The 17,127-nt window shown below is 58.8% G+C and carries 16 protein-coding genes; 13 read left to right on the top strand and 3 right to left on the bottom strand.

What is annotated here, in order from left to right:
• Nucleotides 1–70 precede the first annotated feature (70 nt).
• Both LKX83_RS00240 and LKX83_RS00235 read right to left on the bottom strand, forming a co-directional pair.
• Nucleotides 71–628 carry an NADPH-dependent FMN reductase gene (locus LKX83_RS00240; RefSeq protein ID WP_227879715.1) on the bottom strand — a complete coding sequence of 186 codons (558 nt, stop codon included), beginning with the start codon at nucleotides 626–628 and terminating at the stop codon, nucleotides 71–73.
• A gap of 148 nt (nucleotides 629–776) precedes the next feature.
• Nucleotides 777–2,192, bottom strand: coding sequence for an MFS transporter (locus tag LKX83_RS00235; protein ID WP_227879714.1), 1,416 nt, complete (start codon nucleotides 2,190–2,192; stop codon nucleotides 777–779).
• A gap of 188 nt (nucleotides 2,193–2,380) precedes the next feature.
• On the opposite strand from LKX83_RS00235, the gene LKX83_RS00230 reads away from it, so the two are divergent.
• A complete protein-coding gene (locus LKX83_RS00230; RefSeq protein ID WP_227879713.1) occupies nucleotides 2,381–3,298 on the top strand; it encodes an AraC family transcriptional regulator in 918 nt (305 codons plus the stop codon).
• Between the two features lie 140 nt (nucleotides 3,299–3,438).
• Here the strand turns inward: LKX83_RS00230 and LKX83_RS00225 are convergent, their stop codons facing one another.
• The gene (locus LKX83_RS00225; protein ID WP_227879711.1) at nucleotides 3,439–4,248 is read right to left on the bottom strand and encodes a phytanoyl-CoA dioxygenase family protein; all 810 of its coding nucleotides are present in this window, start codon (nucleotides 4,246–4,248) and stop codon (nucleotides 3,439–3,441) included.
• Between the two features lie 115 nt (nucleotides 4,249–4,363).
• Here LKX83_RS00225 and LKX83_RS00220 point away from each other — a divergent pair, with 115 nt between their 5' ends.
• From LKX83_RS00220 to LKX83_RS00165, 12 genes are all read left to right on the top strand, one after another.
• Complete coding sequence (locus LKX83_RS00220; RefSeq protein WP_227879707.1) at nucleotides 4,364–5,275, top strand: AraC family transcriptional regulator; 912 nt, start codon at nucleotides 4,364–4,366, stop codon at nucleotides 5,273–5,275.
• A gap of 592 nt (nucleotides 5,276–5,867) precedes the next feature.
• The gene (locus LKX83_RS00215; protein ID WP_227879705.1) at nucleotides 5,868–7,496 is read left to right on the top strand and encodes a response regulator; all 1,629 of its coding nucleotides are present in this window, start codon (nucleotides 5,868–5,870) and stop codon (nucleotides 7,494–7,496) included.
• A gap of 15 nt (nucleotides 7,497–7,511) precedes the next feature.
• Nucleotides 7,512–9,305, top strand: a complete 1,794-nt coding sequence (locus tag LKX83_RS00210) for a cache domain-containing sensor histidine kinase (RefSeq protein ID WP_227879704.1) — start codon at nucleotides 7,512–7,514, stop codon at nucleotides 9,303–9,305.
• Nucleotides 9,306–9,394: 89 nt separating this feature from the next.
• On the top strand, nucleotides 9,395–10,735 hold the full coding sequence (locus LKX83_RS00205) for an ABC transporter substrate-binding protein (protein WP_227879702.1): 1,341 nt from the start codon (nucleotides 9,395–9,397) through the stop codon (nucleotides 10,733–10,735).
• 90 nt (nucleotides 10,736–10,825) lie between these two features.
• Nucleotides 10,826–11,776, top strand: coding sequence for a carbohydrate ABC transporter permease (locus tag LKX83_RS00200; protein WP_227879699.1), 951 nt, complete (start codon nucleotides 10,826–10,828; stop codon nucleotides 11,774–11,776).
• Between the two features lie 4 nt (nucleotides 11,777–11,780).
• Complete coding sequence (locus LKX83_RS00195; protein WP_227879697.1) at nucleotides 11,781–12,614, top strand: carbohydrate ABC transporter permease; 834 nt, start codon at nucleotides 11,781–11,783, stop codon at nucleotides 12,612–12,614.
• Between the two features lie 42 nt (nucleotides 12,615–12,656).
• On the top strand, nucleotides 12,657–12,842 hold the full coding sequence (locus LKX83_RS00190) for a hypothetical protein (protein ID WP_227879696.1): 186 nt from the start codon (nucleotides 12,657–12,659) through the stop codon (nucleotides 12,840–12,842).
• Between the two features lie 605 nt (nucleotides 12,843–13,447).
• Nucleotides 13,448–14,017 carry an acyl-CoA dehydrogenase family protein gene (locus tag LKX83_RS00185; protein WP_227879695.1) on the top strand — a complete coding sequence of 190 codons (570 nt, stop codon included), beginning with the start codon at nucleotides 13,448–13,450 and terminating at the stop codon, nucleotides 14,015–14,017.
• Between the two features lie 12 nt (nucleotides 14,018–14,029).
• The gene (locus LKX83_RS00180; protein WP_227879693.1) at nucleotides 14,030–14,677 is read left to right on the top strand and encodes an acyl-CoA dehydrogenase family protein; all 648 of its coding nucleotides are present in this window, start codon (nucleotides 14,030–14,032) and stop codon (nucleotides 14,675–14,677) included.
• Between the two features lie 108 nt (nucleotides 14,678–14,785).
• On the top strand, nucleotides 14,786–15,682 hold the full coding sequence (locus LKX83_RS00175; protein WP_227879692.1) for a MetQ/NlpA family ABC transporter substrate-binding protein: 897 nt from the start codon (nucleotides 14,786–14,788) through the stop codon (nucleotides 15,680–15,682).
• A 4-nt stretch (nucleotides 15,683–15,686) separates the two neighbouring features.
• Complete coding sequence (locus tag LKX83_RS00170) at nucleotides 15,687–16,463, top strand: methionine ABC transporter ATP-binding protein (RefSeq protein ID WP_227879687.1); 777 nt, start codon at nucleotides 15,687–15,689, stop codon at nucleotides 16,461–16,463.
• Nucleotides 16,456–17,121 (top strand): methionine ABC transporter permease, encoded by a 666-nt coding sequence (locus tag LKX83_RS00165; RefSeq protein ID WP_227879685.1) that lies wholly within the window; start codon nucleotides 16,456–16,458, stop codon nucleotides 17,119–17,121. The genes LKX83_RS00170 and LKX83_RS00165 overlap by 8 nt, the downstream gene beginning before the upstream one ends.
• The last annotated feature ends 6 nt before the right edge of the window (nucleotides 17,122–17,127 follow it).

Raw genomic sequence — 17,127 nt, 5'->3', positions numbered from 1 at the left:
AAATGAGGCCATCCCGACAGTCATGGCGACTGGGGAAGGCCTCATTTTTTTGATACATGCCGACTTTTCGTTAGCTGCGCAGAGGCTTCAACGCGCCGCTCCAGGCGACGACTTGGCCGAGCATGTTGTTGACCGAGGCTTCCTGCTTGGGGCCGGGCTTCAGCACGCTAAAATTCTCGAAGTCGTGGAACAGCGACAGCGAGACTTGGGCCTGAACGTCGGCGAGCTTCAACTCGCCCGCGATTTGGCGCAGATGCTCAACTGCGCGGGTGCCGCCGGCGCTGCCGTAGCCCACGAAGCCGACAGCCTTGTCGTTCCATTCGTTGAACAAAAAGTCGATGGCGTTTTTGAGCGCGCCAGACGTCGAGTGGTTGTACTCCGGCGTTACGAACACGTAGCCGTCGAAGCGATCGATCGCCTCGGACCACGCCCGCGTATGTTCGTGCTTGTAGTTGCCCATAATCGGGGGGATGGGCTCGTCATAGAGCGGCAGGCGATAGTCCGCGATGTCGACGATTTCGAATGCCGCGTCGCTCCGCTTCGAAGCGATCTCGTGCACCCACTTGGCAACGTCCAGCGCTTTGCGGCCCGGGCGGGTACTTCCGACGATAATGGCGATGGTAAGCAAGATGATTCCTCCCTCTCTTATCGGGGCGATCGTTCACTGCTCATCTTGCTGTACAGGTGCTTGTGTGCGGGCAGTCGGCGTCATTCCCTCCGTTTCATCCTAGAACAGGTCGTCCCGAAATTCAACCAGATCGGAAAGGGCGGGACATTCAAGACGCCTTCCGTGTTTCATTCGCAGCGATCTGACGCGCCTCGCCCGCCGGCCGCATCAGGAACACGACCGCAAGGAGAGAAGCCGCCAAAAAAACGGCCGAACCCGTGATCGAAACGGAAATCGCATGCGCAAAAGCCGAGCCGGAAGGCTTCGCCGACTGGTTCGCCCCCTCGAAGACGGCGATCAGAACCGCAAGTCCGAGCGACGCGCCGGTTTGGTGGGCGACGTTAACAAGCCCCGAAGCCGCTCCCGCATCCTTTGCATCCACGCCGGACAGTCCAAGCGTCGTGAAGGGCTGGAAAACCATCCCGGCGCCGGCCCCCATGACGATCAAAGGGAAAAACAGATGCGGGAAAAAGCTCGAATCCGCCGAGAGACGGCTTAGCCAGCTTGTGCCGGCAATCGCGACGGCCAGTCCGGCCATCAGCACTTTGGCGTTGCCGAATCGGGCGACGAGCGATGGCATGACATACATCATCCCGAATTGCACGGCCGTGAACGGCATGATCGCCAGACCGGCCCCCAAAGCACCGAAATGAAGAACGTTCTGCAGAAATTGCGGGACGAAGAAGAAGATCGGATAATTTCCGCATAACAGCAGAAGCCTACCCAAGTAAGCGCCCGTTCGCGTTCGGCTCGCGAACAGTCGAAGCGGCGTAATCGGCTCTTTCGCCTTGGCTTCGATTCTCGCGAAAGCCGCCAAAGAGACGCCTCCGAGAACGAGCGAACCCCAGCTTTCCGGCGCTCCCCATCCGACGGCTGCGGCTTGAACGAATCCGAACGCCAACGCCGTCATGCCGATCACCGACGTCAAAGCCCCAAGGACGTCCAGACGTCCCGTTCTCGTCTCCGTCTCCCGTAGATATCGGGGAACCAGGAAGAGCAAAGCAACGCCGATCGGCACATTGAGGAACATGCCGGCGCGCCAGGAAAGCGCGTCCGTCAGCAACCCGCCGACGATCAGCCCTACGCTGCCGCCCGCTCCGGATACGGCGCTGTAAATGGCGATCGCTTTCGAGCGTTCCCGGACTTCCGAGAAGCTTACGGACAACAAAGCGAGCGCCGACGGCGTCGCGAGCGCTGCAGCCATGCCCTGCAGGGCGCGGGCGGCGAGCAGAAGCGGGGCGGATGGCGCCAAGCCGGCCAGCATCGAGGCCAGGGAGAACAAGGCGATCCCCGCCGCAAACGTCCTTCGCCTTCCCAGCATATCCCCCGCTCGCGCGCCCAACAGTAGGAAGCCGCCGAATGCCAACACATATGCGTTTTGCACCCAAGTCAAAGCCGACGTCGACAGCTGGAGCGAGCGGCCGATCTCGGGTATCGCCGTCACCAAGACGGAACCGTCGAGCACCATCATCAACTGACAGGCGACGATCATCGCCAGAATGATCCGTTTCGAATGTTCATTCAAGAGATGTACCTCCCTTTCTCGTTCTAACGGACATTATGGCGCGAATCGGCGGCACGAAATAGATCGTTCCTGCTTAAAAATTGCTCAATCCTGCAAATATACAATTTGTATTTTCAATTAGTGGCATTGGCATGCTTCGCAGACAGGCGTATAATAAGAGAAAAGAAAGGGTCGGGAGTGACGTGCCCATGAAGACGAAATTGGATCATTTGTTGCATATGGTAGCTTCCATACCGCTTGAGGAGGGGCGCAACCAAACCGCCATCCCCTTCTTCTCGCTAGTTCGCCGCAACCGTCCGACGCCGTTCATGCCCGGCGTTCTAACCCCCTCATTTTGCTTGATTCTACAAGGGACCAAGAAGCTTCATCTCGGTCAGGACGCGATCATTTACGGCGCGGGCGACTACTTGGCTTCGTTGATCGATATGCCGGTTTCCGGTCAAGTCGTCGGCGCAACGCGCCAAACGCCGCACATCGGCTTGCGCATCGATTTGACGGCGGAAGAAATTGCGGCGGTCATGGGGGAGGCCGGAATCAGCGTAAAGCCGATCGACAAGAAGCCAAATCTCGCAGCATACGTTGGCAAATCAGACGAACATCTGCAGAGCTTGTTTATCCGGCTGTTGGAACTGCGGGGCAAGCCCGAGTCGGAAGTCCGCTTTCTGTCATCGCTAATTAAACGCGAGATGATCTTCCGTTTGCTTACGGGGGATTACGGTCACTTTTTTGTCCAACGGGCCTTCATGAACCAGCAGAACGAGGGGATCGGCCAGGCGATCGAATGGATCAAGACACACTATAAACGTACCTTTACGATCGAAGAAGTGGCGCGGTCTTCCAACATGAGCGTCTCGGGACTGCACCACAAGTTCAAAGCCGTCACGACGATCGCTCCCCTGCAGTATCAGAAGCAGCTTCGCCTTCAGGAAGCGAGGCGTCTCCTGCTGAACGGCTTCGCGAATGCGACGACCGCCGCGTTGGAAGTCGGATACGAGAGCCCGGCCCAATTCAGCCGGGAGTATCGCCGGCTCTTCGGGCGCCCGCCGCTGCAAGATATCAAGGCTTCCCGCAGCCTTGCCGTGCCGGAAGCTTTCGAGAACAGCTAACGGGATTCCGGACAACGCGCGAGAACGCATGCCGAATCGGAAGAGCGGGCCTGCCAGGAGGCACAAACGGGTCCCCGCAGCCTGAGCACCTGCTTTCCAGGTGTCCAGTCCATGGGGACCCGTATCATTTGGAATGGCGTTTATCGGAGTTGGCGGGCGAGCAGCGGAAAACGCGGGCCAGCGATCGGCACGCCAGGCGTTAGCCCGGCGCCGTCCGTCACGATATGCGGTTCTCCGCTGTAGGTCACGCCGTCCGGCGCGTAGATGATTGCCAGCACGCGCCGCGGACGATCCGTTACGTTGGCGTGGGCGTAGTGGAAGGTCAGGCCGTCGTGAAACGTGCAGCTGCCGGACTTTAAGGGCACGACAACCGGCTGGTGCACGTCCGCACGTCCGCCTTCCACGAATTCGAACAGGTTTTGCGGATTCGCCAGATCGATCCCCTTCAGCTTGCCCATCCGGTTGGATTTCGGGACGAAAGCCATGCAGCCGTTGCGTTCGTCGACGTCGTCGAGCGTGAGCCAAAGCGACAGCATGCCCGGATTCGATTCGTTTACCGGCCAATAGGGCGTATCCTGATGCCAAGGCGTCGCCTTGGAATCTTGCGGCATCTTCCACAAGCCGTGATCGTGAAACAAACGGATGCCCGAAGCGCCGGTCAGCAATCTCGCGGCTTCCGCGAACCTTGGATGCGCGGTATACCTCCCGATGCCCGCATGATCCCGCCAGAGATTGACCTTCTGGTTCAGCACCCGGTAGTAGGCGCCGCCTCGCTTGTCGGTCGCGACGGAGAAGTCGCCTTCGTGCCGCATCGCTTCCTCCATGTATTCGCGAAGCTCGGCCAACTCGTCGGGGGAAATCAAGTCGTCGATCTGGACGAATCCGTGCTCCCGGTAAAAGTCGATATGCGCTTGCGTAACCGGCGTTTGTATTTTCGTGTGATTCTCCATGTTGATCTATCCTCCTTGAGATTCTTTCCCTATCAAGCATAATGGAGAGGAGGAGTATCTTCGATGGACAGGAATCCGGGAGATTTGTAAAAAAGTCGAATGAAAGGGCGATGTTATGGAAGGGGCGCAAAAAATCGATCACCGGCTGTTGTCCCCCTACGTTCGCTACGTGCACGAAGTCGAAATCGCCGCCGGCACCCGATCGCAGGACCGACAAATTTACGACTGCGAGTTTATATTCGTCGTCCGCGGCGAAGGGCGGCTCCGAATCGGCGATCGCATGCATGAGATGAAGCCAGGCGGCTTGTACTACATCCGGCCGCACGTGACCAACGCCATGGAGGTGACGGGGACGCTTCCGATGGATTGCTTCGCCGTTCATTTCGACTATATGTACTTGGGGGACGGACACGAATTTTCCCCTTACGCGGTTTACCTGGGGCAGGGGATCGAAGAGGGCATCGGCCGATTGCCGGAACGGCCTTCCGTCGAACCGTCCGAATTCGAAGTCCCCGCGGCGATGCTCGCGAGCGACGTCAAGAGCTTCTACGAAGCGTTCAAGCAGTTGAACGATGCGTTTCGCCTCAATGGCGTCGGAGGGCGTCTGCAGTTGAAGTCCGCGATGCTGCGCCTGCTATCGCTCGTCTACGAGGAGCTGATGACGCGCGAAGGCGTGCGGATCGGGCACCCGCATGCGGGCATGGCGCTCGATGCGATCCGGTACATGGAGGAGCACTACGCGGAGCGCCTCGACACGACCCGGTTGGCGGCGCGCGCGCTGCTGACCCCCAAATACTTCGGCACTTTGTTCAAGCAGGCGACGGGGACGACCGTCTCGGCGTATTTGCAGCGCCTGCGCATCGAGCGCGCCAAGCCGCTGCTCGCGGAACGCAAGCTATCGGTAGAGGAGGTCGGCGTCCGCGTGGGGATCGAAGATCTCTATTATTTCAGCAAGCTGTTCAAGAAGGTAGAGGGGATGTCTCCCACTCGGTACGCAGCCTCGGTCGCTTGGCCGCAGTCCCGTTAACTAAAATGTCGTGATTGGAAGAAGGCAGCGTGAGGGAGGTGATCCCCGCGCTGCTTTTTCGTTCTTGTTCTTTAATAATAGCGATGAATAAAAAGGGATGTATCTCCTGGAGGAGCGAAGCGTTTGCCTTTTGCCGCCATGAAATCCCCTTGTTACGGGGTTACCCATTCAGATTTCATGGCGGCATCCCGGGGTCCCCGCAAAGTATCTGATACCGCTTCGGAGCGATACATCACTTTGTGGGGGTGGATCAGCAACCGGAAGGAGATACATCCCCAAACATTTCAAATCGCTAAGTTTCTTTGAACCGGAAGGAGAAACATCCCATCAAAAAAAATCACATCGCCAACAAAGATATTAGAGCTTTCCCTAAGTCCTTGACCTCCGGGATTGCGTCAAAGCGTTTCTTGCATGTCGGAATTTCATAGTTCAGGCGATTTCTTTTGAAGATGCGGGTTTCACCCAAATTATGCTAAATTATGGGGTACATCCGGGATTGTAGCCAAGCGCCGGATGACGAGAGGGGGGAGCATCGAGAGATTCGTGTCGCGCAATTCGAAGCGAAAACGCATACACAGAGAGGATGATCGTTTTGTTTTCCCTTATGGTCGTAGAAGATGAACGTTGGATTCGGCGAGGCATCTGCGAAACGATCGACTGGACGACGGAAGGAATCCGCTTGACGGGCGAAGCGTCGGACGGAGAGGAAGCGATGCGGCTCATGGAGCGCCAATCGCCGGATATCGTCCTCACGGATATCGTCATGCCCGGAATGGACGGGATCACGTTTCTGAAGTGCATGCGGGATCGCCAAGTGGATGCGAAAGTGATCATCATGAGCGGGTACAGCGATTTCGAGTATGCGAGGAACGCCCTCAAGAACGGCGCATTCGACTACGTGCTCAAGCCGATTCACGAGAACAACCTGTTGGACGTCGTGCGGCGATGCGTACAGGAACTGAAGCGGCAGCGTCAAACCGAATCCGAGCTGCGAGATTTGGTCCGGTCGGCGCGCGAAACGCTGCTGCTCGCCCGGCAGCGTTTTTTCGAGACGATGCTGCTGATGAAGGAACGCCATGCGCCGGGCTGGGCGGAGGAGCAGATGAAAACGCTGCGGATCGACCTCGACCCGAACCGGATTCGCGCGTTTGCGGTGAAGATCGCGGACTGGGGGCGCAAGGCGGAAACCGGGCGGGATCGCGCGCTCCTGGTCTACGCCCTCTGCAACATGCTGGGGGAAATCGGGAGGAGGTACGGGCCGTCCGTGGCGTTCCCGCTGCACCGCCAGACGACGGACGGCGAAGCGGAGCTGGCGCTGCTTCATACCGAACGCGCCTCGCGCGACCGACGGGAGCCCGCGATCGCCGCCGATTTGCCGTCTTTGATCGAGCTGGCCGGCCAGATGCTCGGCGTGCGCGTCAGCGTCGGTTACGCCGGGGAAGGATCGCTCGCCCGGTTGCCCGGGATGTTCGAGGAAGCGATGCACGCGGCGGCGTTTTGGTTCTACGACGGCGGCGGCAGCGTTTGGGACGCCGGTCGTCTGGCTGCCGCCATCCGGGCGGACGCTCCCTATTGCGGCCCTGCCGATTGGGACCGCAGATTCGTAGCCGAGCTGAACATCGGCGACTTCGAGCGTATCGAGCGGCTGGTGGGAGAGCTGGCCGAGCATCTGCGCAGCCACCAGAACCGCTGCCTGCCGCTGACGATCCGCAGAGGGCTGAAGCTGTTGTTTCAGAACGTCAACCAGACGATCGAAGCGCTTCATCGGCGCGGCCGGCCGTCGGACGACGCGGAGCCGAGCGTACAGCTTGACCTTCCGAACGTCCCCATGGAAACGATCCCAGAGGCGCTGCTCGAGGCGGTTTCGCGCGCATTGCGGCGAGATCGCCCGGCACACGGGCGCAAATGGCTCGTCGCCCGCGCGCTGCAATACCTCGAGAGCCGGCAGGATCAATCGGTGTCGCTCAGCGAAGTCGCGGCGCATCTATATGTCAATCCATCTTATTTCAGCAAGCTGTTTCACGAGGATATGGGAGAGACGTTCAGCCGATACGTGCTTCGCGCGCGCATCGAGGCGGCGAAGAAGCTGCTGAAGGAAACGCCGCTCAAAATCTACGAAATTGCGGGACAAGTCGGCTATCAGGACATCCGCCATTTCACGAAAGTATTCAAGGAGATCGAGGGGCTGACTCCGATCCAATACCGGGAGTACGGCCTGTGAGAAGGGGGCGCGGAGATGAAATGGCTACCGAAATTTCAATGGACGTCCGTCGGTCATCGTTTGTTTTTGCTGTGCTTCGTAGGCATTTCCGTCAGCATCGCGATCATGGGTTACTATTTCTACGAAAAGTCGACCCGCATCATCCAAGACAAAGTGGGCTCCATTACGCAGCAAACGATTCAGCAATCTGGCGAACGGCTCGATCTCATCATGGAGGAATACGGCACGAGATCCTTTTACCTGCTCGGGAGCAAGAAGCTTCAGCAAGGCATCAAGGACGACTTCAAGGACAATTACGAGCGGGAGGAGACGAATAAGGACATCGGCGAGTTTATCGCCAACCTGCTTAATTCCAAAAACGACTTGATCAATCTCTATCTGTTCGGCGAATACGCGAATTCGTATAAATACGCCACAGGCTACACGTCGATCCCCGGGGCGACCGACGCGCTGCGGCGAACGGACTGGTACCGCGACATCGTCGCGGGCGACGGCAAGATCGTCTGGTTCGGCATGCGCCAATCCCTCGTGCCTAAGCCTTGGGCGGACGAGCGATGGCAGGGCGCGGTATTTTGCTTCGGCCGGGCGATCAAGGATATGAACGATTTGAACCGGGTGATCGGCGTCATGTTGATCGAGATCGATCCCGCCACGATCCTGTCGCAGATCGATTTGGGCGAGGTTGGCTCTTCGATGATCGTCGACGAGCGGCACCGGATCGTCGGCGAGCGGGAAGAGGGGCAACTTTTGAAATCGATTCCATTTTCGATGCCCGAGGGGACGGGCTCTTTCGAGACGAAAACGATCGACGGCAAACGTACGATGGTGGCGCATACCCGGCTTTTGAACGGTTGGTATCTCGTCGGTCTCATTCCCGCGCAAGCGCTGGTGCGCGAATCCAAGATGTTGGGCTGGTTTACGCTGTATTTGGCCGCCGGATTCATGGCCGTCGCGCTCGGCTATGCCTGGTTCGCGGCGCGGCAGCTGAACAAGCCCGTCCAACGCCTGCTTCAAGGGATGCAGGAGGCGAGGAAAGGGAATTTCGACGTACAGATTCTGGCGAACCGCAAGGATGAATTCGGCCTTTTGTCCCGCGGCTTCAATACGATGATCGCCCGGATCAAGGAGCTGATCGACGAATTGTACATTCAGCAGCTGCTGCAGAAAGAACTCCAGCTCAAAATGTTCGCCTCCCAGATCAACGCGCATTTTTTGTACAACACGCTCGATTCCATCCATTGGATTTCGAAGATTCATAAAGTGGACGAGATCAGCACGATGATTCACTCGCTGTCGAGCTATTTCCGGATCAATTTAAGCGAAGGCAGGGAGTTCGTGAAGGTGGGCGAGGTAGTCGCCATGATCGAGCACTATTTCGAAATTCAGAAAATTCGGTTCGAAGACCGAATCGTCTGGTCGTTAACCGCCGCTCCCGAGGTGCTCTCGTGCGAAGTGCTCAAATTCGCGTTTCAGCCCATCGTGGAGAACGCGATCTTCCACGGCATCGAGAAGAAGAAGGGGAGCGGGCGCGTGACCGTCGCCTGGAAACGGCAGGAGGACCGCTTGCTCTTCGAAGTGACCGACGACGGGGTCGGCATGCGGCCGGGACAGCTGAACGAGCTGCGCGAGGCGCTGTCGGAACACGAGTCGATCCGGACGGGAAGCAACTTCGCCATGAAAAACATCAGCTCGCTCTTGAAAATCACCTATGGACCCGATTACGGGTTGACGATCGACAGCGAATGGGGGGCCGGCACGCGCGTGACGATGGCGCTGCCGATCGTCCATGCGCCAAACGAACAAAAATAGCCACGGAAAATCCAAAACCGACCTCCCTCTCAAACCGCTTGTATGCGCTTACGATGAAAGAGTATCCACCATTTCAAGGGAGGCGCCTTATGAAGAAACGGAATTGGATCGTAAGCCTTTCCGCCGTCACCCTTGCATCCGTCCTCGCAGTGACGGGCTGCAGCGGCGGCGGTTCGGGCACCGGCACCAACGCGTCGGCAGGCAAACCAACGGATGCCGGAAACGCCGGCGGCGACGGCAAGCAGGAAACCGTCGATTTTTGGGTGAACTGGGGCGGCGACTTCAAGAAGGACTACCAGAAATACGTCATCGACGAATTCGAAAAGAAATATCCGAACATCAAGGTGAAGATGACGTACGTCGAAGGGACGGACAAACTGCTGACCTCGGTCGCGGGCGGCAATCCGCCCGATGTGGCGCAATTGGACCGCTTCATGGTCGGCTCCTGGGCCGCGAAAGGCTCGCTCGAGGATCTGACGTCTCTCGTCGAACGGGACGGCATCAACGAAAACGACTATTATCCCGCGGTGTGGGCGGAGGCCAACTATAAGGATCGGACGTACGCCCTGCCGTGGGGAACGGACGACCGGGCGATGTATTACAACAAGACGCTGTTCAAGGAAGCTGGTCTCGATCCCGACAAGCCGCCGACCACGATCGACGAGCTCGATCAAATGGCGGACAAGATTTTCAAAAAAGGCGGCAACGGAAAATACGACAATGTCGGTTTTATTCCCTGGATGAGCCAAGGTTCGATCTACACCTTTGCCTGGAACTGGGGCGGTAAGTTCGAAGACAACGGACAGCTGACCATCAACGATCCGCAAAACGTCAAGGCGCTGGAATGGATGGCCGGCTATGCGAAAAAATACGACATCGCCACCCTGTCGAGCTTCTCGAACGCAATGGGCCAAACCGGGCTCAATCCGTTCTGGACGGGCAAAGTCGGCTTCATCGTCGACGGCAACTGGATTCTCAACGACTTGGCGAAAACGAAGCCTCAGTTCGAGTGGGGCGTCATCCCGGTACCGGCGCCCGAAGGCCGCGAGCCGACGACCTGGTCCGGCGGTTTCTCCTACGTCATGCCGAAAGGCGCCAAACACAAGGAAGCGGCATGGACGCTGCTGAAGTTCATTGCCGGCTACGACGGCACGCTGCTGTGGGCGAAGCGGCCGACCGCCGGCAACGACATCACGGCGATGCCCGCCGTCAACGCCGAGCTGAAGATGGACGAAAACCCGAACCTCAAGGTGTTCCTCGACCTGATGCCGACCGCGCATTTCCGTCCGGTCACGCCCGTCGGCCAGAAGATGTGGGACGAACTGTTCCGGGTACAGGATCTCGCCATTAACGGCAAAGGCGAGCCGAAGGCGCTGCTCGACGAAGTGAAGAAGAACATCGACAACGAATTGGCGAAAATATCGAAATAATCGGATAGGCGCCTCCGTCAAACGAGCTTGCCGCATGTGCATTCGGCATTCGGCGGCAGGCGCCGATCCCTTCCGGGAGGAACGATTCATATGGCTGCGAACGAACAGGCGGGGACGGCGCTGCGAACCGATCCGAACGCGAAGCCGAGGTCCTCGACGTACAAGAAAAAGTTGACGTTGTACGGCATTTTGTTCGCTCTGCCGTGGATTTTGGGCATTTTGCTGTTCAGCGCGTATCCGCTCCTCATGTCGATTTACTACAGCTTCACGACCTACAGCATCCTGGATCATGGCGAGTGGGTCGGCTTCGGCAATTACAAGGAGCTGATGGGGGACAGGACGTTCCGGATCAGTATTTACAATACGCTGTATTACACCTTTATCTCCGTCCCGCTGAACATCGCGGTCGGCGTCGGTCTGGCGCTCCTGCTTAATACGAAGATTCGCGGACAAGGCGTTTACCGGACGCTGTTCTTCATCCCTAGCCTCGTGCCCGCCGTCGCCACGACGATCATCTGGCTGTGGCTGCTGAATCCGCAGTTCGGTCTCGTCAACTATTGGCTGGAGCAGATCGGCATCTCCGGTCCGCCCTGGCTCGGCGACGAACGTTGGTCCAAGCCTTCGCTCATTCTGATGAGCCTGTGGGGGGTGGGTCAGGCCATCATCATTTACTTGGCCGGGCTGCAGGACATTCCCCAGGATTACTACGACGCCGCGGACGTCGACGGCGCGAATACGCTCCGCAAGCTGAGGCATATCACGCTGCCGCTCATGACGCCGGTCATCTTTTTCAACCTGATCATGGGCGTCATCGGCACGATGCAAAATTTCGTTCTGCCGTATACGCTGACGAACGGCACGGGATCCCCAGCCGACTCGCTCATGTTTTACGTCATGTACCTGTATCAGAATGCCTTCTTGTACCTCAAGATGGGTTACGCTTCCGCGATGGCGTGGATCCTGTTCCTCATCGTGCTCGTTCTGACGATCGTGATCTTCGTAACGCAAAAACGCTGGGTGCATTACCAGGGGAAGGAGTGATCCGATGAGACGCCGCAAACCGCTCGTAGCCAAACACGTTGCCGCCCATTTCTTCCTGCTGGTGTTCGGTCTTTTCTTTCTGTCGCCGTTCCTGTGGATGCTGTCGACCTCGCTGAAGCCGAACGAAGAACTGTTCCTCTGGCCGCCGAAATGGATTCCGAGCAACCTGATGTGGAGCCATTACCCGGACGCCTTCAGCTATTTTCCGTTTCTCTCGTATTTGGGCAATACGCTGACCATCACGGCGCTCGCCACGCTCGGGGTCCTGTTCTCCTGCCCGCTCGTTGCCTACAGCCTGGCCCGCATTCCGTGGAAGGGGTCGAAGCCGCTGTTCGGGCTTACGCTGATCGTCATGATGCTGCCCTATCAAGTGACGATGATCCCGATCTTTATCGTGTTCAAAAATTTGGGCTGGGTCGGGACGAACGTACCGCTTTGGCTGCCGGCTTTTTTCGGGGCGCCGTTCTACATCTTTTTGCTCCGCCAATTTTTCATGGGCTTGCCCAAGGAGCTGGAGGACGCGGGCCGGATCGACGGCGCCTCGGAGCTGCGGATCTACGCGCAGATCATGCTGCCGCTCTGCAAGCCCGGCCTGCTGACGGTGGGGTTGTTCCAAGTCATGGGCAGCTGGACGGATTATCAGGGACCGCTCATTTACTTGTCGGACGAAGCGCAGTACACGCTCATGCTGGGGCTGTCGTCGTTCAAGACGCAGCACGGCGCGGAATGGCAGCTCATGATGGCGACCAGCGTCATGATTACGCTCCCGATCATCGTCTTGTATTTCGTCGTTCAGAAGGCGTTTATCCGGGGGATCACCTTCTCGGGCCTCAAATAAGGCGAGGCGCCGTATATTCGTTCCCAAGCGATCGGCGACCACATGATCTCGTTCGTGGAGAAAAGCGACAAGGTAGGAGGCTATGTGAAAGTGGGCGCGGCCTACCAGCGGCATGGCGGCGGTGGCGCCTGGTTCCGGGCTTTGACGATCCAGGTCAAGGAGTTGGACCAGTCGCTCGCCGATCCGATCGTCGCTTACTATGTGCATCTGTATAACGATGGCGAATAAGTCTGGCCCATAGGCGACTCGAAAGAAGTGCCGACAGTCATAGGCCGGGGAAGCTTTTCGGACAGACGATTGGTTGACCCGTTCAATCAGAACAGAGGGTGTCCCAAAAATAAGTTCATCTTGAGGAAAGCTTCGTCGTGGAATCCCCTTATTACGGGTTACCATTTCAGATTTCATGGAAGCATTCCGGGTCCCCGCAAAGGATCAGATACGGCTGCGGAGCGATACATCACTTTGTGGGGTGGAGCAGCAATACGGAAGAGTCGCAAACGAAGAAGCAGGGCTATCCCGAAGTCATCTTTGATGACTTTTGAGATAGTCCTCTTTTTTTGGGCACGCTGCGTCGGCAAATCAGCCCGACATCCCCATTTCTTGTGTCGGTTAACCGACACCTTCGTCACCCGTCGGTCGGTGCATGTGGATGTAATCTTCCCCCACAGTTTCGATTCCGTCATGGGCATATGTGGCGGAAACGAAACCATTTGCGTCGATGTGTTGTTTAACCGCCATATTCCGGATAATTATTTGTTGCGGTTGCGCCGCGCCTTGCTATTATAGTGAGTAATCCTATAAAACAAATCGGAATAAAGCAAGGGGGAGCGAAGATGGGAAGTCCGGAAGATCGATGGGGCAGCGGACCGTCCGCCGACTACGAGCGGCTCGCCGAACGGTTCCGGCCGACGTTCCGCCGGATCGGCGAAGGCGCGGTCGAGCGGGAACTCGACCGCAGGCTGCTGCACGAAGAGATCGGCTGGCTCAAGGCGGCCGGTTTTGGCGCCGTGCGGCTCCCCCGAGAAGAGGGAGGCGCCGGCGCGACGCTGCCGGAGCTGCTCGGCCTGCTGATCGAGCTCGCGGAAGCCGATTCGAACGTGCCGCAGGCGCTGCGCATCCACTTCAGCTTCGTCGAGCGGATCCTCGGCTTGCCGGACGGCGAGCTGAAGCGGCGATGGCTGCGGCGCATCCGGGACGGCGCGATCGTCGGCAACGCGCTCACCGAGATCGGCGAGGCGCCGGTCGGCCAATATGCCACCCGGCTCGCGGCCAAGGACGGCCGGCCGAGGCTGAACGGCACCAAGTACTATTCGACCGGGACGATCTACGCGGATTGGGTCGTCGTGAGCGCGACGGCCGAAGACGAGGAGGTCGTGACGGCGATCGTGCCGACGGCGGAATAAGGCGTCGGCGTCGTGGACGACTGGGCGGGCTTCGGCCAGACGTTGACCGGCAGCGGAACGACGACCTTCGCCGATACGCCGGTGGAAGAGGACGAGGTGCTGCCCCGCGATACCTACGTGAAGTACGCCGCGGCTTTCGTCCAGATGATCCACCTCGCGACGCTGACGGGCATCGCGAGAGCGGCGGCGGCGGACGTCACCCGGGCCGTCGCCGACCGCAAACGGAATTACTCGCATGCGGCCGCGGCCCGCGCAGGCGACGATCCGCAGGTGCTGCAGGTTGTCGGACGCGTGCGCAGCCAGGCCTATGCCGCCGGGGCGGTCGTGCGCCAAGCGGCCGAGTCGGTCCAGCGCGCCTGCGACGCCCAATCGGCGGAAGACTCCGAGCTCGCGGACCGGGCGGCCGTCGCGGCCGAGATCGAAGTCGCGCAAGCGCAGACGGTGGTGGCGCGGCTGACGCTGGACGCCGTCGCCGCGATCTTCGATGCGCTGGGGGCGTCCGCCACCGCGAAGTCGAAAGGGCTGGACCGGTACTGGCGCAATGCCAGGACGATCGCCTCCCACAATCCGCTCATCTACAAAGAACGGGTCGTCGGCGACTTCGCGGTGAACGGAACGCGGCCGCCGTTCGGCTGGCAGACGGGACAAACGAATACCTGACACGTTGACCAGACCACTGGAGACAAGCGCGCGAAGCGGATCCCTTCGCCCTTGTCTTCTTTTTATTCCGCCTGAATCATCCAACCCCATCGAAGGAGTGTTCTTCCCATGAAAATGTCCGCTAGATTCGCCGTCTTCGTTCTCGCCGCTCTCGTCTTCGTCCTCGTTCTGGCCGCGTGCGGCGGCAAAAAGGACAACGCCGCATCGCCGTCCTCCGGGGTCTCCGCCCAAAGCGCGTCGGGTGCCGACGATAAGGTGATCCATCACATCATGAGCGATGGCGGGTTCAATGCCGAGATCGTCGAGATTTTGCGCAAGGAGTTGGCCAAGGACGGCTACAAGCTCGACCACGTCGTCGTGAACGACATCATCCAGCCGAACAAAATCGTCAACGACGGGGAAGCGGACAGCAATTCTTTTCAACATGAAGCGTATTTCAATCAGTTCGTCCAAGACCAAGGGTTGAAAAACATTTCCAGAGCTTTCTACACGACGTTTTCGCCTGCGGGGCTGTATTCCAAAAAATACAAGTCGTTCGACGAGGTGCCGGACGGCGCCCTGATCGGCATCCCGGTCGACCCCGCGAACAACGGCCGCGCCCTGTTCATGCTGCGGGATCTCGGGTTGCTCAAGCTGAAGGACGGCGTCGAAGTCATCCATGCGACGCTGAAGGACATTACGGACAACCCGCACAAATACAAGTTCAAGGAGGTCGACCAACTGATGCTCCAGCGCACGCTCGACGACGTCGACGTCGGCTTCCTGTTCGCCGGGACGGCCGTCCAGATCGGCTACAAACCGAAGCAGGACGCGCTGGCGCTCGAAACCGGAGACGGATTGCCGTACAAAGGCATCGTCGCCGCCCGCAACGATCTGATCGGTTCGCCCAAGCTGAAGGCGCTGCAGAAAGCCTACGAAAGCCAGGCGATCAAGGATTTCTACAAGGAGAAGTACGGAGACGCGATCGAGATGCTGGACGCACTGAATCACGAGAAGGGGGAATGAACCGATGATCGACTTGCGCAACATCACCAAGACGTTCGCGACGGAGAGCGGACCGCTGCAGGCGGTCTCCGACGTCTCTCTGCAAATCGGCGAAGGCGATATTTACGGGCTGATCGGCTTCAGCGGAGCGGGCAAATCGACGCTGCTGCGGACGATCAACCTGCTCGAGCGGCCGGACGCCGGGACGGTGGCGGTGGACGGAGAAGAGCTGACGAGGCTGAACCTGCGCGAGCTGCGTCGCAGGCGGCTCTCGATCGGCATGATCTTCCAGCATTTCAATCTGCTGAATAACCTGAACGTCTACGACAACGTCAGCTTTCCGCTCGAAATCGCCAAGGTGCCCAAGGCGGAGCGGCGTCCGCGCATCGAGCGCTGCCTGGAGATGGTCGGGCTATCCGACAAAGCCAAGGCGTATCCGGCCAAGCTGAGCGGCGGGCAAAAGCAGCGCGTCGCCATCGCCCGCGCGCTCGCGAACGAGCCGAAGATATTGCTGTGCGACGAGCCGACCTCCTCGGTCGACCCGCAGACGACCGGCAGCATCCTGGCCGCGCTCAAGGACATCAACCGGGAGCTCGGCATCACGATCGTCATCGTCACGCACGAGATGAACGTCGTCCAAGCGATTTGCAACAAAGTCGCGGTGATGGAGCACGGGCGGGTCGTGGAGCGCTTCGATCTGCACGAGAAAAACATCGTCCCGCAATCGCCGATCGCCCAGTTTCTGTTCAAAAACGAGATCGCGCTGGAGACGGGGCGGGAAACGGAGGCACGGTATGCTTGACAATGTGATCTACGCTTGGCCCGAACTGCTGAAGTCGCTCGGCGAGACGTTCTACATGCTCGTTCTGACGATCCCGATCGCCGTCGCCATCGGCACGCCGCTCGGCACGCTGCTGTTTCTGACCCGTCCGGATTCGTTTCTCAAGTGGCCGAAGTTCTATGTGCTGCTTAACGGCGTCGTCAATCTCGTCCGGTCGTTTCCGTTTTTGATCCTCATGATCGCGATCATTCCGTTTACCCGGCTCGTCGTCGGTACGGCGCTCGGGACGACGGCGGCGACCGTTCCGATGATCATCAACGCGGTGCCGTACTTCGCGCGCTTCATCGAACAGGTGCTGCTCGACGTCAACCGAGGCGTTGTCGAAGCGGCCGAGTCGATGGGAGCGAACAAGCTGCAGATCGTGTGGAAGGTGCTGTACACCGAAGCCCGCTCGGGCATCGCCAACGCCGTCACGATCGTCACGGTCAGCTTCTTGTCTTACTCGACGGTCGCGGGACTCGTCGGCGGAGGCGGCATCGGCGACTTCGCCATCCGGTACGGCTACTATCGCTATCAAACCGACGTTATGTTCGTGACCATCGTCATCATGGTGCTGTTCGTGCAGCTGTTCCAGTTCACGGGGAATTTCGTCGTTCGCAAGCTGGATAAACGGCTATAAAGGAGG

Origin of the sequence: Cohnella baijiui, assembly GCF_020731285.1 — a bacterium.
Classification (GTDB): domain Bacteria; phylum Bacillota; class Bacilli; order Paenibacillales; family Paenibacillaceae; genus Cohnella.
Note: the sequence above shows the minus strand (reverse complement) of the source record. Positions and strands in the feature narration are given on the sequence as shown.

Bases quoted from the DNA above. Each gene is read 5' to 3' on its own strand.
- LKX83_RS00220 (WP_227879707.1), top strand. From the start codon at position 4,364: ATGGAAGGGGCGCAAAAAATCGATCACCGGCTGTTGTCCCCCTACGTT.
- LKX83_RS00200 (WP_227879699.1), top strand. From the start codon at position 10,826: ATGGCTGCGAACGAACAGGCGGGGACGGCGCTGCGAACCGATCCGAAC.
- LKX83_RS00170 (WP_227879687.1), top strand. From the start codon at position 15,687: ATGATCGACTTGCGCAACATCACCAAGACGTTCGCGACGGAGAGCGGA.
- LKX83_RS00210 (WP_227879704.1), top strand. From the start codon at position 7,512: ATGAAATGGCTACCGAAATTTCAATGGACGTCCGTCGGTCATCGTTTG.
- LKX83_RS00175 (WP_227879692.1), top strand. From the start codon at position 14,786: ATGAAAATGTCCGCTAGATTCGCCGTCTTCGTTCTCGCCGCTCTCGTC.
- LKX83_RS00185 (WP_227879695.1), top strand. From the start codon at position 13,448: ATGGGAAGTCCGGAAGATCGATGGGGCAGCGGACCGTCCGCCGACTAC.
- LKX83_RS00190 (WP_227879696.1), top strand. From the start codon at position 12,657: ATGATCTCGTTCGTGGAGAAAAGCGACAAGGTAGGAGGCTATGTGAAA.
- LKX83_RS00205 (WP_227879702.1), top strand. From the start codon at position 9,395: ATGAAGAAACGGAATTGGATCGTAAGCCTTTCCGCCGTCACCCTTGCA.
- LKX83_RS00225 (WP_227879711.1), bottom strand. From the start codon at position 4,248: ATGGAGAATCACACGAAAATACAAACGCCGGTTACGCAAGCGCATATC.
- LKX83_RS00165 (WP_227879685.1), top strand. From the start codon at position 16,456: ATGCTTGACAATGTGATCTACGCTTGGCCCGAACTGCTGAAGTCGCTC.
- LKX83_RS00195 (WP_227879697.1), top strand. From the start codon at position 11,781: ATGAGACGCCGCAAACCGCTCGTAGCCAAACACGTTGCCGCCCATTTC.
- LKX83_RS00230 (WP_227879713.1), top strand. From the start codon at position 2,381: ATGAAGACGAAATTGGATCATTTGTTGCATATGGTAGCTTCCATACCG.